10 protein-coding genes are annotated in these 15,346 nt (G+C 69.3%); 5 read left to right on the forward strand and 5 right to left on the reverse strand.

Annotated features, from left to right (window positions below; genetic code table 11):
- Positions 1-144: 144 nt before the first annotated feature.
- From AB0F41_RS28090 to AB0F41_RS28100, 3 genes are all read right to left on the reverse strand, one after another.
- A complete protein-coding gene (locus AB0F41_RS28090; RefSeq protein ID WP_357428949.1) occupies positions 145-1,977 on the reverse strand; it encodes a phosphoenolpyruvate carboxykinase (GTP) in 1,833 nt (610 codons plus the stop codon).
- A gap of 240 nt (positions 1,978-2,217) precedes the next feature.
- On the reverse strand, positions 2,218-3,813 hold the full coding sequence (locus AB0F41_RS28095; RefSeq protein WP_357428951.1) for a hypothetical protein: 1,596 nt from the start codon (positions 3,811-3,813) through the stop codon (positions 2,218-2,220).
- A complete protein-coding gene (locus AB0F41_RS28100) occupies positions 3,800-4,954 on the reverse strand; it encodes a hypothetical protein (RefSeq protein WP_357428953.1) in 1,155 nt (384 codons plus the stop codon). Before AB0F41_RS28100 ends, AB0F41_RS28095 begins: the two co-directional genes overlap by 14 nt.
- A gap of 115 nt (positions 4,955-5,069) precedes the next feature.
- Here AB0F41_RS28100 and trmB point away from each other — a divergent pair, with 115 nt between their 5' ends.
- From trmB to AB0F41_RS28115, 3 genes are read left to right on the forward strand one after another with little or no spacing between them, the layout of a single operon-like run.
- Positions 5,070-5,879 (forward strand): tRNA (guanosine(46)-N7)-methyltransferase TrmB, encoded by an 810-nt coding sequence (trmB, locus tag AB0F41_RS28105; RefSeq protein ID WP_357428955.1) that lies wholly within the window; start codon positions 5,070-5,072, stop codon positions 5,877-5,879.
- Positions 5,879-6,607 carry an NYN domain-containing protein gene (locus AB0F41_RS28110; protein WP_357428957.1) on the forward strand — a complete coding sequence of 243 codons (729 nt, stop codon included), beginning with the start codon at positions 5,879-5,881 and terminating at the stop codon, positions 6,605-6,607. The genes trmB and AB0F41_RS28110 overlap by 1 nt, the downstream gene beginning before the upstream one ends.
- The gene (locus AB0F41_RS28115; RefSeq protein WP_357428959.1) at positions 6,608-10,438 is read left to right on the forward strand and encodes an MMPL family transporter; all 3,831 of its coding nucleotides are present in this window, start codon (positions 6,608-6,610) and stop codon (positions 10,436-10,438) included.
- Between the two features lie 40 nt (positions 10,439-10,478).
- Here AB0F41_RS28115 and AB0F41_RS28120 read toward each other — a convergent pair whose 3' ends face one another.
- Together AB0F41_RS28120 and AB0F41_RS28125 are read right to left on the reverse strand one after the other, a co-directional pair.
- Positions 10,479-11,168, reverse strand: coding sequence for a DUF1707 domain-containing protein (locus AB0F41_RS28120; RefSeq protein WP_357428961.1), 690 nt, complete (start codon positions 11,166-11,168; stop codon positions 10,479-10,481).
- A gap of 76 nt (positions 11,169-11,244) precedes the next feature.
- Complete coding sequence (locus tag AB0F41_RS28125) at positions 11,245-12,540, reverse strand: AI-2E family transporter (protein ID WP_357428963.1); 1,296 nt, start codon at positions 12,538-12,540, stop codon at positions 11,245-11,247.
- A 100-nt stretch (positions 12,541-12,640) separates the two neighbouring features.
- On the opposite strand from AB0F41_RS28125, the gene AB0F41_RS28130 reads away from it, so the two are divergent.
- On the forward strand, positions 12,641-14,125 hold the full coding sequence (locus tag AB0F41_RS28130; RefSeq protein WP_357428991.1) for an adenylate/guanylate cyclase domain-containing protein: 1,485 nt from the start codon (positions 12,641-12,643) through the stop codon (positions 14,123-14,125).
- 131 nt (positions 14,126-14,256) lie between these two features.
- Positions 14,257-15,333, forward strand: a complete 1,077-nt coding sequence (locus AB0F41_RS28135) for a YbhN family protein (protein WP_357428993.1) — start codon at positions 14,257-14,259, stop codon at positions 15,331-15,333.
- Positions 15,334-15,346: the final 13 nt, after the last annotated feature.

Here is a 15,346-nt window from a genome sequence, read left to right on the forward strand (position 1 = left end):
CGGCGCCGAGTTCAGCGAGGCCCTGAAAGGGTTCGGCCCGCGTCGCCTGTCAGCACTCGAAGCGAGGTGGCGAAGCCACGAGTCTCGAGTGCTGACAGGCGACGCCAAGAGGGCCGAACCCCGCGCGGCGAAGCCGCGCCAAAATCACAGCACCCGCTGCTTGAGGGCCTCGAATTCGTCGCGGACGCCGGAGGGCAGTTTGTCGCCGACGAACTCGAACCACTCCTCGATGAGCGGAATCTCCGAACGCCATTCGTCGAGGTTCACCGAGAGCGCCTCGTCGACATCGGCCGCTTCGACATCCAGCCCGGACAGATCCATCTGGGCCGCCGTGGGCACATTGCCGATCGCCGTCGGCTCGGCCTGCGCGGAGCCCTCGATCCGGCCGATGATCCATTCCAGCACCCGGGAGTTCTCGCCGAATCCCGGCCACAGGAAGCGGCCGTCTGCACCGCGCCGGAACCAGTTCACGTAGAAGATCTTGGGCAGCTTGGTGGCGTCGGCGTTCTTGCCGAGGTTGATCCAGTGCCCGATGTAGTCGCCGACGTGGTAGCCCATGAACGGCAGCATGGCCATCGGGTCGCGGCGGACGGTGCCGACCTTGCCCTCGGCGGCCGCGGTCTGCTCCGAGGACAGGGTGGCACCCATGAAGACGCCGTGCTGCCAGTCGAAGGATTCGGTGACCAGGGGAACCGTGGTCTTGCGGCGGCCACCGAAGAGGATCGCCGAGATCGGCACACCCTGCGGGTCGTCCCATTCGGGGGCCAGCGTCGGGCACTGCGACATCGGGGTGCAGTAGCGCGAGTTCGGATGCGCGGCCAGGGTCTCGGTCTCGCGCAGGTACCAGTCGTTGCCCTTCCAGTCGATCAGGTGATCGGGCTCGCCCTCGAGGCCCTCCCACCACACATCGTTGTCGTCGGTGAGCGCGACATTGGTGTAGACGGTGTTACCCGCCTCCAGCGTCTCCATCGCGTTCGGGTTCGACGAGCGGTTGGTGCCGGGCGCGACACCGAAGAATCCGAATTCCGGGTTCACCGCGTACAGCCGGCCGTCCTTGCCGAACCGCATCCAGGCGATATCGTCGCCCAGGGTCTCGGCCCGCCAGCCCGGGACCGTGGGCTGGATCATCGCGAGGTTGGTCTTACCGCAGGCACTCGGGAACGCGGCAGCGACGTAGTACGCCTTGTTCTCCGGGGAGATGAGCTTCAGGATCAGCATGTGCTCGGCCAGCCAGCCCTCGTCGTGGGCCATGGCCGAGGCGATGCGCAGCGAGTAGCACTTCTTGCCCAGCAGCGCGTTGCCGCCGTAGCCGGAGCCGTAGCTCCAGATCTCGCGGTCCTCGGGGAAATGCGTGATGTATTTGGTGTCGTTGCAGGGCCACGGCACATCGGCCTGGCCTTCGGCCAGCGGCGCGCCGACCGAGTGCAGCGCCTTCACGAACGGGCGATCCGTGCCGAGCGTATCCAGCGCCGCCTGCCCCATCCGGGTCATCACCCGCATGGAGGCCACCACGTACTCCGAGTCGGTGATCTCGACGCCGAGCTTCGGGTCCTCGGCGCCCAGCGGGCCCATGCAGAACGGCACCACGTACATGGTGCGGCCCTTCATCGAGCCCCGGTACAGCTCGGTCATGGTGGCGCGCATCTCGGCGGGATCGACCCAGTTGTTGGTCGGGCCCGCGTCGGCCTCGGCCTTGGAACAGATGTAGGTGCGCGATTCGACCCGGGCCACGTCGGAGGGGTCGGATAACGCGAGGAACGAGTTCGGCTTCTTCTTCTCGTCCAGCTTCTTGAACGTGCCCGCCTCGACGAGCCGGGTGGTGAGCCGATCCCATTCGGCGTCGGAACCGTCTGCCCACACAACTCGATCCGGCTGAGTCAGTTCGGCGACCTCCTGAACCCAGGCGAGCAGTTCGCTGTGTTCGGTCGGCGCGGTGCCGTCGGATCCACGAAGACCGGGAATGGTCGCTGAGGTCATGAAAACTCTCCTGAAATGGGCGGCACCGATGCCTCCGCCCTGGCCCTTGGGCCCGTGACCAGCGCGAAAACACCTAGCGCCACCATTGGCGGGTGAGGCGCCCGCTATGGCCCGCCGTGTGTACTTCCGGGTACCGGAAGTACACCAAGGGCGAAGCGGACGCCCAGGTTCCTGTCTAGAGGTTAACGCGGTATTGCGGCCCCTATGGAATCGGGTTGCCGATCAATAGGGGTGAACAAACTATTTTCCGGTACCGCCCGCCCAGCGCTCGAGGATCTCCTGGTCACGGGCACAAGCGGCGAGCCGACCGGGTTGTCCGGAGGTGGCGCGCCGCAGCGCGACCTCCAATTCGGCCACCCGTCGATCGACATCCAGCATATGCGCCGCGGCGCTGCGAACCATCTCGTCCGAAAGCTCCGATTCGGTCTCGACCAGCGCTGTTACCGCCCGTTGCTCCAGCTGGGCCTTCACATTCGCGATCGCGTCGGCGACCCACTGCCGCAGGTGGTCGCGGTCGGCGAGCTGGCGGCGGGCCCGCACGACCCAGGCCGCGGCGCCCGCGCCGAGGAGCAGCGTCACCGGGATCGTGGCGGCGTCGAGGGCCGGAACCAGAGCCAGCGGCGATACCAGGAGCCGGCCCAGACCGACACCGGCCGAGGCACCGAGAACGATCATCAGGTGATCTTCGACACCCCGGCCCCGGGGTTGCGGATCGGGCCCGAGTGTGGGGGCCGGATCGTGACGCTGCGGAGGCGTCCCATCCGGTCCGGCCGAGCCCGGGGCGGGGGCGGCCGCGGCCCGGGCCCGCAGCTCCGTCAGCCGGGCGGCGATATCGAGATCCACCGCCGCGGTCACCTGGTTCACCGCCGAGCGCAGCCGCTCCGGGAACTCGCGGCGACCCGAACGGGCCGGCCGGTCGAGTTCGGCGCGCGCCTCGGCGTGCAGGGTCCGGACCCGCGCACCCACCTGGGTCAGCAGATCCACGCGCGCGAGGTTGAGCTGGGCACGCAGATTGGATACCGCCACCGCCCGGCCGCCGTCGCGTTCGGCGAGCAGCCGGGCCCGTTCGGACCGCAGCATCTCGGTCTCGCTCCCGGAACGCAGCGTCGCCTCTTCCTGCGCGATCCGCTCCCGGGTATCGGCGACCACCTGCGCGGCCGCGGTCCGCCGGCGCGACGCCGCGGTGGAGCCGTCGGCGGTGAGCGCGATCAGCCGGGTATGCAGCAGCCCGAGCCCGGATTGGTCGAACAGCGCCGAATCGGCCGAGGTCCGGGCGGCGAGGGCGAGCCGCGGCGAAACCGGCACGATCTCGCAGACCGGGCCGGCGGCGGCCATGATTTCGGCGGTCCGGTCGCGGGCCAGTTCCCAATCGCGGTGCGCATGTGTGCCGTTGAGTACGAGCAGCACCCGGGCGCCGCGATCGTGCAGCCGGCGGACGGTGTCCAGTTCCCCCGCGCCGATCACCACGCCCGCGTCCAAAGCCAGTAATACGACGGCCCCCGGCGATACGACGGGCTCGGTGTCCGGGGCGCTCAGCTCCACCCGCGGCTCGATCCGGGTCAGCTCGGTCCGCAGCAGCGCGGTGTTGGCGTCATCCGGACCGATCAGGGAAACCGGCGCGGCCGTCCCGCCCGCGGCCGATGTCGACAGCAGCGCCGCCCCCTGTGGATTCCACCGCTCGACCACCGCCAGCACGTCACCGGGCAGTGGATCGACAACCCGGCCCGCCGTGGGCGCCGGCGCCGATCCGCCGGTTCCGAAACCGGCGGGCGGCGGCGCGGGGCCGGGCCGCCCGGGCGGCACCGGTCTCGCGGCGGGGACGTCAGAGTCCGACACTGCTCATCCGTTCCCACATCCGGACGTACCCGTTGTGCACTTTGATCGCGGCGCGGCGCGCGGCCGGTGACATCTCACCGGATGCCACCGCCCGCCAGCGCACCGCGCGGGCCAGCGCATCGTCGGCGTCCTCGGGTTCGGGCCGGGGATAGCCCGCGGCCAGATGCGCGACCTCGGGGTCGGCCAGGCCGCCGCACAGCCCGAGCCAGCGGGCCTCGTCGGTGTCCAGGTATTCGGTGATCAGTGCCCGCGCCCGGCTCTGCCCGCGCGGCACCGCCCGCGCCGCCAGCCGGGTCAGCTCGTCGACCAGGACCCCCGCCCGCCGGGATATCGCCTGCTGATAGCGCACGCCGAGCAATTTCGCCGCGGGTTCGACCCCGCTGACCGTATGCAGGATCTGCAGCACGGTCTGCGGGGAGAGATCGGGTTCGCGGTCCAGGGTGGCCAGCACACACGACACGCCGTACAGATCCCACTGGTCCAACAGTTCGGCACGTTCGGCGGTATCGGTTCCGGCGGCCGGGGAGAGAAAGGAATCGGCGGAGACGGCGAGCGCGGATCCGGCATGGGCATGCCGGCGCAGCAATTCCAGATCGCCTTCGCGCAGCGCCCCCGATATGGTGCGCGCGGCCAGCGAACCCACCATCGGGAAGGTCGGCAGCCCGAACTGCCGGGAGTACCGGTCCGCCGCCGTGACCGCGTCGGACCATCCCGTACCGATGGCATCGGCCTTGTTGAGCACCAGCAGCGAACGCTGCGGCGTCAGCGTCGCCAGGACCCGGCGGTCACCCGGCGACGGAGTGCTGGCCAGCACGTAGACGACGATATCGGCGTCGAGCACCGGATCCGGGAAGCCCGGTTCGTCGACGGGGGCCGTCTCCACCCCCGGCTGCAATCCCAGCGCCCGGGCCACGGTGGTCCGGCCCGACCCGGTACGTCCGGCGACCTGTGCGCGCGGCAGTGTCCGCCACCGGTGCACCGCCGCCTCGATACCGTTGGCGATTCCGGTGTCCACCCCGTCGCCCATCCGCAACGTCGAGATCATCCGGTCCAGCGGATCCGCCGCCCCCGCCTCACGCATATACCCGTCCGCTCCCTCGATCGCCGCCACCGTCACGTACCCCCTTGGTCCGGTGCGCATTCTGTCAGAAGACCGCCCACCGCGCGCCGGGCGCGAAAACGGCCTCGTCCTACCAACGGGTAGGCCCCTGGCGGTCCGCTGCGGACCACAGTCGGGCATGCGGGACAATAGGGGTGTGAACGACGCCGTGCACCCCCACTCCGAATCCGTTCCCGTCGCGGTGACGGAAGACGCGGACGGCTCCCCGGGCGCCCCGAACCCGCGCCGCCTCGGCGCCGGATCGCGGCTCTACCCCCGGGTCACCAGCTTCCGCTCCCGGCGCGGCGCGCTCACCCCCAACCAGCAGAAATCCTGGGACCGTACCTGGCCGGTGATCGGCCGCGATGTGGCCGACGAAGCACTGGACACCGACGCCTGGTTCGGCCGGCACGCTCCGCTGGTCATCGAGATCGGCTGCGGAACCGGCACCGCGACCGCCGCGATGGCCCGGGACGAACCGCATATCGACCTGATCGGCATCGAGGTCTACCAGCCTGGATTGGCCCAGCTCGTCCAGCGGATCGAACGCGAGGAAATCGGTAATATCCGGCTGCTCCGCGGCGATGCGGTAGATGTGCTGGAGAACATGATTGCTCCCGGATCGCTGACCGGGGTGCGGGTGTTCTTTCCGGACCCCTGGCCCAAGGCCCGCCACCACAAGCGCCGGTTGCTGCAACCGGCGACCGTGGCGCTCATCGCCGACCGGCTGCGGCCGGGGGGTGTGTTGCATATCGCCACCGATCACGCGGGCTATGCCGAGCACATCGCCGAAGTGGGTGCGGCCGAACCTCTGCTGACCGGCCTGAACGAGACCACCGGCGGGGTGAGCGCCGAACACCGCGATTCGGCGCCGATCGGATTCGAGCGTCCGGTCACCAAGTTCGAGAGCAAGGCACATCGCGCCGGTAGCGCGATCAACGAGTTCATATGGGGCAAGATCGAATGATGAGCGTCAGTGAGATGGCCCCGGCCGGCGACGAGGTTGCCGGAAGTCTGCACGAATCCGGCGGCGAGACGGTCGGACCGGATGCGGACGGATTACGGCGGGTTCTGCTGGTCTGGGACGCACCCAACCTCGATATGGGTCTGGGCGCCATTCTCGGCGGCCGGCCGACCGCCGCCTACCGTCCTCGCTTCGACGCGCTGGGCCGCTGGCTGCTGGCGCGCACGTCGGAATTGTCCGCCGGCGAGAAGCAGCGGGTGGAGCCGGAAGCGACCGTGTTCACCAATATCGCCCCCGGTACCGCCGATGTGGTCCGGCCGTGGGTCGAGGCGCTGCGCAATGTCGGTTACGCCGTATTCGCCAAGCCCAAGATCGACGAGGACTCCGACGTCGACTCCGATATGCTCGGCCATATCGAGCAGCGCACCCGCGGCGCCGGGCTCGCCGGAATCATCGTGGCCTCGGCCGACGGCCAGGCCTTCCGCGAACCGCTGGAGCAGCTGGCGACCGAGGGCATTCCGGTTCAGGTACTCGGGTTCCGTGAGCACGCGAGTTGGGCCGTAACATCCGATACCCTCGAATTCGTCGACCTCGAGGACATCCCGGGAGTATTCCGTGAACCGCTCCCCCGGGTGAGCCTCGACTCGTTGCCCGACGAGGGTGCCTGGCTGCAGCCGTTCCGGCCGCTGTCGGCGCTGCTCACCTCTCGCCCCGCACAAGGAGTCGCTTAAGTGTTCACCCGCTGGGGCGATCTGGTCTATCGACTGCGTTTCGCCGTTATCGGAGTGGTTGTCGCGGGCATGCTCGGCCTCGGGGGCTTCGGTCTCGGACTGGCGGATCACCTCAGCTCCAGCGGTTTGTTCGATCCGGGATCGGAGTCGGTCGAGGCCGCCGAGATCTCCGACGAGTCCTTCGGCCGCGACCACAATGCCGATGTGCTGGTCCTCTACACAGCGCCGGAGGGTCAGACGGTCGATTCCGATCCCGCGTTCCGGGACAAGATCGTCGACAGCCTGAACCGGATCCCGCGCGAACATCCGGATCAGATCGCGAAGGTGAACGGCGCCTACTGGAAGACCGAGACCGGCGAGGCCCAGCCGGCGGTATTCGGTTCCAAGGACAAGACCAAAACCTTCGCCTCCATCGCGATCGTCGGCGACAACGACGACGAAATGGTCCGCAACTACCGCGCCGTGAAGGATGTTTTCTTCATCGACGGGGTCAACGTGCAGGTCGCGGGCTTGCAACCAGTGGCGGGCACGCTCAACGACACCATGGCGCACGATACGAAGCGGATGGAACTCCTCGCCATTCCTGCGGTCGGCGTTCTGTTGTTCTTCATCTTCGGCGGTGTGGTGGCCGCCGGGCTCCCGCTGATCGTGGGCGGTCTGACCATCCTCGCCGCGAACGGCATCCTCATGATGGTCACGAAGTTCACCGAGGTGAACACCTTCGTCGGGGCCGTGGTGTCGATGATCGGCCTGGGCCTGGCCATCGACTACGGGCTGTTCATCGTCAGCCGGTTCAGAGAGGAACTGGCCGAGGGTTACGACACCCCGGCCGCCGTCCGGCGTTCGGTGATGACCGCCGGACGGACCGTCGTGTTCTCCGCGACCATGATCATCGCCAGCCTCGGCGGTTTGCTGCTCTTCCCGCAGGGCTTCCTGAAATCCATGGCCTACGGCACCATCGCCACCGTCGCGGTGGCCGCCCTCGCCTCGATCACCCTGCTCCCCGCGATGCTGAGCGTGCTGGGTCCGCGGGTGGACATGCTGAGCTTCAAGAAGATGCGCAAGACCAAGTCCGCCGAGGAGGTCGAGGCCAGCCTGTGGGGCCGCATCACCACCTGGGTCATGCGGCATCCCCTCAAGATCGCCATCCCGATCTGCGTCGGACTGCTGCTGCTGATCATCCCGGTGAAGAACCTGGCCTTCGGCGGTATGAGCGAGAAGTATCTCCCGCCCGACAACACCGTCCGAATCGCCCAGGAGGAGTTCGACCAGACCTTCCCGCTGCGCCAATCCGACCCCATCCAGCTGATATTCATCAGCGAGAAGAGCTCCTCCATCGGCAAGGTCCTGCGGGAGGTCGACAAGGCCCCGGGCCTCGCCGATGCCGGTGGCTTCGCGGTGCCGTCGCAATCCCCGAACCGGCCGGACGTATTCCGCACCGAAGCGACACTTCTCGACTCCGACGACTACCGGCCGACCGTCGAATACCTCCGGGCGATAGACGTACCGGACGATGTGACGATGCTGGTCGGCGGGCAACCGACCCTCCAGGGCGACAGTATCGACGCGCTGGTGGACCGGATCCCGCTGATGATCGCCGTGGTGCTGCTGGTCACCACGGTGCTGATGTTCCTGACCTTCGGATCACTGGTGCTGCCCATCAAGGCGGCGCTGATGAGCGTGCTCGGTCTCGGCTCGACCCTGGGCATCCTGACCTGGATCTTCGTCGACGGTAACGGCGCGGATCTGCTGAACTTCACCCCGCAGCCGATCATGTCGCCGGTGCTGGTGCTGATCATCGCCATCATCTACGGCCTGTCCACCGACTACGAAGTCTTCCTGCTGTCGCGGATGGTCGAGGCCCGCGCCCAGGGCGCCTCCACCACCGAGGCCGTGCGCATCGGCACCGCGCACACCGGCCGCATCATCACCGCCGCCGCGCTGATCCTGCTGGTGGTCACCGGTGCGTTCGCGTTCTCGGATCTGGTGATGATGCAGTACATCGCCTACGGCATGATCGCGGCGCTCATCATCGACGCCACCATCCTGCGCATGCTGCTCGTCCCGGCCACCATGAAACTGCTCGGCGACGACTGCTGGTGGGCACCGGCCTGGATGAAACGGATCCAGCAGCGGATCGGGCTGGGTGAGCCGCTCCTGGAAAACGAGCGTCCCGGGGGCGGCGATGTGGTCGACCTCGTCAAGACCACCCCGGTCACCGATCCGGTCACCATGCAGATGCCGGCGCTGACCTCGGAGAAACAGCGCAAGACGCCGGTGCTGAAGCGCTCACGCGAGGAGATCGAAGCGGGCGCGCCCACAACGCATCTCGAGGCACTGCCGAAGAGCGGCCGCAAGGGCGGCGACAAGCCGCGATCCGATGATTCCGCGCCCGCGGCGCCCAAACAGCCGATGCCGACCCCGCCCGACCCGACCCGCCCGCGCGCGAATCCGCCGGCCACCGGTTCCGGCGAGCCCGGCCGGAGTGGCGAAGGTACCGCGGCCGGAAGTCGCGGCGGCCGACCGCCGGCCGATACTCCCCGGCCCCCGGCCCGCGGACCGCAACCGTTCGACGAAAGCTCGCGAATGGGCTCCGGCGCACCGCAGCCCGGTTCGGAACGCGGCCTGCGGGAGGGCGCCGAACCCGGTCCGGCCGGATTGCCCGGCCGCACACCGGAACCCGGGCGTATTCCGGGTGCGACCCCCGAACCCGGACGCCCCGGCGGGGCCGGACACGAACACCGCCCCGGCCCCTCCGGCCGCACCGAGGCCGGCCGCACGCCGAACCCGCTGCCCACCCGGCCGGGCCCGAACCAGCCGGGCCCCCAGACTTCGAACCAGCCCGCGTCGACCCAATCCGGTCCACCGGCACCGAACCAGCCCGGCCCACCGGCACCCGGACGACCCGGACCTGCGGCACCGAGCCGTTCGGGTCCTTCGGGTCCGGGCCGATCCGGACCTGCGGCACCGGGCCGCAACACCCCCGCGGGCCCCCCGCAGGCCGGACCACCCACCGGCCGACCGGGTTTCGCCACACCGACGCTGCGCGGAATGTTCGCCTCCGAACCCACCGACGACGAAGGCGGGCAGAACGCCACCGGCCGCACGGTCTACCCGAGCCCGGCCGACGCACCGCCCGTACCGCCGACGCCGCAGCAGGCCCGTCTCGGTGGCGCGCGCCAATCGGCCCCGGAGGGTTCCCCGCAGCAGCCGGGCCGGGCGGGAGGGCGGCCTGTCGGCCCGGCCCGTCCGGTGCCGCCGCGCCCGCCCGCGCCCGAAGGCCGCCCTCCGGCCCGGCCCGGGCCGCAGCCGCCCGGAAGCGGTCCGGCGCCCGACCCGGGTTTGCGGAGGCCGCCGGCCCCGCCGCGGCGCACCGGGCCGAACCCGGTTCCGGGACAGCAGGATTCCCGCTCGCCCCAGGATCAGGGATCGCAACCCCGCCCGATGCCGCGGATCTCCAACCCCGGCAACGCGACTCCGGGCGGCCAGGCATCCGGGTTGCCCGAACTTCCCCGGCGCGTACCGGGAGCCCAGCCACCGGAGATGCCGGGACAGTACCGACTGCCCGAGCCGCCGACCCGGCCCGCGCAACGGCCCACACCCCCGGCGCCGCGGCCGGACAGTCTCGCCGATCAATCGGCGGAGCCGCCGGAGCCGCAGCAGAATCCGGACGGCCGGGAACGCAACAGCATCGAATCCTGGATGGCCGGACTGCGCTCGGCGCGGCGTCAGCAGGCCGGTACACCGGCCGAGGACACCGGGCGGCACCAGCACGGCGAGGGCAGGTCGGTCAGCGTGAACGAATTGCTGCGCCGCCGCGACCAGGACTAGCGGACGGTGGGCCGCCCGCATCCCGGGCGGCACACCGCGATCACTGCCCCAGCAGCCGTCGCCAGTGCGCCATGAAAGGCTGCTTGGCGGTAACCGATCCGAATCGGATCCGCCCGTGCACCAGCAGATGCAGCGGACCGATCGGCGGACCGCTGCGCACCTTGTTGTTGACGCTGGACCCGACCAGTTCCAGACCGTCCAGATCGACGGTGGCCTCCTGCGGAACGATCAGGGTGAGCGAGCTGGCGTAATCGTCGACCTGGATCTCCACCACCTGGGTGGTCATCACCGCCTGGGTGAAATCCAGGGTGACCCCGGACAGCCAGCTGTTCACCCGGAGCAACGGCGCGACCTGCCAGTTGCCGCGGCGATTCACCCCCGACATCCGCGGCCGGATCGCGCCGCCCTGCACCACCCCCGACAGCTGCGCGGCACCCGTTTGCGGCCGGGGCATCGGCCGCCCGTGCCCGGATCGGCGGGTGGGAGGTTCGCCGATGAGCCGCACTCCGGGCAGATCGATCAGTACCGAATTCAGGTCACCGCGGGTTTTGGCGGCCAGCGCGGTATCCATCCGCTCGGTGAACTCCCCCAGCGACAACATTCCCAGCCCCACCGCGCGTTGCAGCAGCTCACCGACGTGCTCCCGTTCCGCATCGGAAACACGCAGGTCCCGGCTGCCGACCTGGCCGCCGGAACCCGCACCGTCGAAATCCGGATCGGGGCCGTCCATAGGACCGAGGTTACCCAGCTCCGCCCGGATCCCGCATCAGGGCATTCCCGGATGCGGCAGGCCGGTGCGGCCGCCCTCACCCCGATTTGTCACCGGCCTCTTCCGGATCCGGCGCCGGCCGCGCGCCGTCGGATTCGTTCGTCCGGGGGAGCGGCAGCCGGCGCTGCGCGCCCGCGAGCAACCCGGAGAAATCGAATCTGCCGGTGTTCTCCGGATCCGCGGGCCCCGGATCACTGTCCGGCTCGGGCGAATCCGGCTCGGCCACGTAGATACCCTTGCCGTCCGGTGTCAGCTCCGTCAGCAGTTCCTCCGGGTCGTCGGCGAGTAGCGATCTGATCGCCGTGTTCAACACCGCGACCAGGGGTACCGCCAGTAATCCGCCCGCGATACCGCCGAGCACCACACCGGCCGCGATCGCCACCACCACCGCCAGCGGATGGATCCGCACGGCCCGGCCGAGCAGCAGCGGTTGCAGTACATGCCCTTCGAGCTGCATCACCGCCAGGATGATGCCCAGCACGATCAGCGCGGTGACCAATCCCTTGGTCACCAGGGCGATGAATACGGCCACGAAACCCGCCAGGAAGGCGCCGATGATCGGGATGAACGCGCTGATGAACACCAGCGAGGCCAACGGGAGCGCCAGCGGGACGCCCAGCAGCGCCAGCCCGGCGCCGATACCGATCGCGTCGACGGCGGCCACCGCGACGGTCGCGCGTACGAAGCCCACCAGGGAGCCGAACCCCAGTTCCCCGGCGGTGCGCACCCGTTCGCGGTGCGGCCGCGGCACGATCCGGGTCACGAACTCCCAGATCTGATAGCCGCTGTAGAGGAAGAAGATCAGGATGAACAGGGTCAGGAAAGCGCCGGTGAGAATATGCCCGATCATCGTCGCGGTGGTGAGCGCGCCGCTGGTGAGCGTGTCCTGATTCGATTGGATGGCCCGGACCGCCGCGTCGCCGGCATTGCGGATCTGTTCGTCGCTCAGATGCATCGGCCCGTTGATGAGCCAGTCCTGCACCTGGTGGATGCTGCTGGTGAACTCGTCCGACAGTTGCGGCACGCCCACCACGAACTGTTCCACGACGAAGGTCACCACCCCGGCCACCAGCCCCAGCGAACCGACCATCGCGACGAACACCCCGAGCCCGCGCGGCAGTCCGCGCCGCTGCATCCAGTCCACCAGCGGAGCCAGCAGTGCCGCCGCGAGCATGGCGATGGACAGCGGGATCACCACGGTGTCCAACCGCCGCACCGCCGCCGCGAGCACTCCCACCAAGGCGAAGATCACCAACAGCCGCCACGCCCATTCGGCGGTCTGGCGGACGATCGGGTGAACGGCGTCTGCGGCGGTGGGTTTCGGCTCGGTCATCCGGCCGAGCCTAACCCCCGAACCCGGGAGCATCGGGGCGTCACCGCCGGACGCTAGATTGGTACACGTGTCAGCGCCATTGGAAGCGGTCAAACAGACCATGCATACGCGCTGGCCCCTGTACCTGACCTCGATGCTGCTCGCGAACGCGTTCGGCGCGGTGCTCGTGTGGGCGTTCATCCAATACGGGTTGCCGGTGCCCGAAGGGCAGGAGCCCGATGCCCGGGAGGTCGGCCTGCTGCTCCCGGCCGTGGTCTTCCTCACCGGCGGCGTACTCAGTGTGGCCGCCTCGGCCCTGATGCTGCGGCCGGTGATGCGCTGGCAGGTACGCGGCGGGCCGCCGAGCCGTCAGGAACAGATGGCGACGCTGCACGCCCCGCTGCGGCAGGCGATCCTGCATCTGGCGCTGTGGATCCTGGGCGGCGGCATCCTGGGCGCGTACATCATCTCCGAGACCGCGACACTGGCCGGAACCGTGATCGTCAGCGAATGTATGGCCGCGACCATCGTGTTCGGTTTCACCTACATGCTGGGCGAGCGCATTCTGCGCCCGGTCGCGGCCGAGGCACTGACCGCCGGCCGGTTCGACCACACGCTCACTCCGGGGGTGGGTACCCGGATGGCCATGACCTGGGGGATGGGAACCTTCGCCCCCACCATCGCCATCGTGCTGCTGTGCGTCACCCAGATCTCGTCGGACGTCAAATTCTCGGCGCAGTCGCTGGCGGTCTCGATTCTGCTGCTGTGCGGGGTGGTGATCATGCAGGCGCTCGCGCTGTCCATGCTCACGGCCTCCAGCATCTCCGATCCGGTCCGCCAGCTCAGCCAGGCCATCGACCAGGTGCAGAACGGCGCCCGCGATGTCCAGGTCGAGGTGTTCGACGGCAGCGAGATCGGGCTGCTGCAGGTCGGTTTCAACCGCATGATGGAGGAAGCCGCCACCCGGCAGCGACTGCAGGAACTGTTCGGCCAGCATGTCGGCGCCGAAGTCGCCCAGCGCGCCCTCGACTACGGCACCGAACTCGGCGGCGAGACCCGGTTCGTGGCGGTGCTGTTCGTGGATATGGTCGGCTCCACCGCGACCGCCGCCGAACATCCGCCGACCGAGGTCGTCAGCCTGCTCAACGAATTCTTCCGGGTGGTGGTCGATGTGATCGATTATCACCACGGATTCGTGAACAAATTCGTCGGCGACGCCGCCCTCGCGATATTCGGCGCCCCGCTCGACCGGCCGGATGCCCCGACGGCGGCCCTGGCCGCCGCCCGGGATCTGCGGGAGGCGTTGCGCTCGATTTCCGGGCTCGATATCGGTATCGGTGTTTCGGCGGGTCTGGCGGTCGCGGGCAATATCGGCGCGGCCAACCGTTTCGAATACACCGTGATCGGTGATCCGGTGAACGAGGCCTCCCGGCTCACCGAGCTCGCCAAGGACTATCCGGGCCGGGTTCTGGCCTCGGGTTCGGCCCTGTATTTCGCCGAGGACAGCGAGCAGCGGCGCTGGACCGCGGGCGAGGAGGTGCAGCTACGGGGCCGTCGCCGCAAGACCCGGCTGTCCTGGCCCGCCGCCGGGCCCGACCAGGGCTGACCGGTCCGGCCGGAGGTTCCCGCAGCTACCCCCCTTGGCGCGGCGGCGGAGGGACGGTACGGACTTCACCTGGGCGTGTCCACTAGGCTGGGCCCGTGACGGCCAACGGTGATACAGCGGATACCGCTGCCGTGTCCCCGGCCGAGGATGCCCCGGATTCCCCGCGCGGGGAGAATCGCCGCCGTAGATTCCGCTGGGTCAAATGGCTGGCGATATCCGTGCTGCTGCTGCTCCTGATCGGCGAAGCCTTCTACCTGTGGCCGCGGTTGCACGAATCGTGGCGCAAACTCACCGAAATCCACTGGGGCTGGGTCGCGGCCTGTATCGCATTGCAAATGCTGTCGATGACCGGATTCGGGCACGTCCAGAAACAATTGCTGCGGGCCGGCGGGGTCGTCGTGAGCCAGCACCGATCGGTGGCGGTCGTCTACGGAGCCACCGCCATGTCGGTGACCCTGCCGGCCGGGCAGGTCTTCTCCACCGCGTTCACCTACCGGCAGACCCGGCGCTGGGGTGCCAGCCCGGTGGTGGCGTCCTGGCAGCTGGTGTTCTCCGGAGTGGTGTCGGCGGTGGGCCTGGCCCTGCTCGGAGTGCTGGGCACTCTCCTCGCGGGCGGCGACGTGGGCCCGGTGAAGCTGGTGCTCTCGATCGCGGGTGTGGTGGCGCTGGTCTGGGCCGGTAACTACGCGTCGCGGCATCCGGGCACGCTCGAAGGCGTCCTGCGGCGCGGATTGGCCCTGGTCAACCGGTTCCGCAAACGCGCGGCCGATACCGGCGCCGATAAGGTCCGGGAGATGCTCGCCCAGGTCGAGACGGTGGATCTGGGTACCCGCGACGGTGCGTGGGTCACCTGGTGGGCGGTCGTGCACCGGCTCGCCGACGTCGCCTGTCTGGGCGCGGCCTGTTACGCGATCGGCGGCGATCCGCGATGGGCCGGTCTGCTGATCGCGTTCGCGGCGGGTAAGGCGGTCGGGTCGATACCGTTCGCGCCGGGCGGCATCGTCTACGTCGACGCGACCCTGATCTACGGTCTCACCGCGGCCGCCGGCCTGCCCGCGGCCCAGGCCGTGGCCGCCGCGTTCGTCTACCGCCTGGTGAGCTTCGTGCTGATCGCGATCATCGGCTGGATCGTGTTCGCCTTCCTGTTCCGCAATCGCAATGCCGAGGACGAGGAATACGAGAAGGAGTTCTCCCGGCTCAACGGCTGAGCACAGCGGAGGC

Origin of the sequence: Nocardia sp. NPDC024068 (assembly GCF_040638875.1) — a bacterium.
Lineage (GTDB): Bacteria > Actinomycetota > Actinomycetes > Mycobacteriales > Mycobacteriaceae > Nocardia.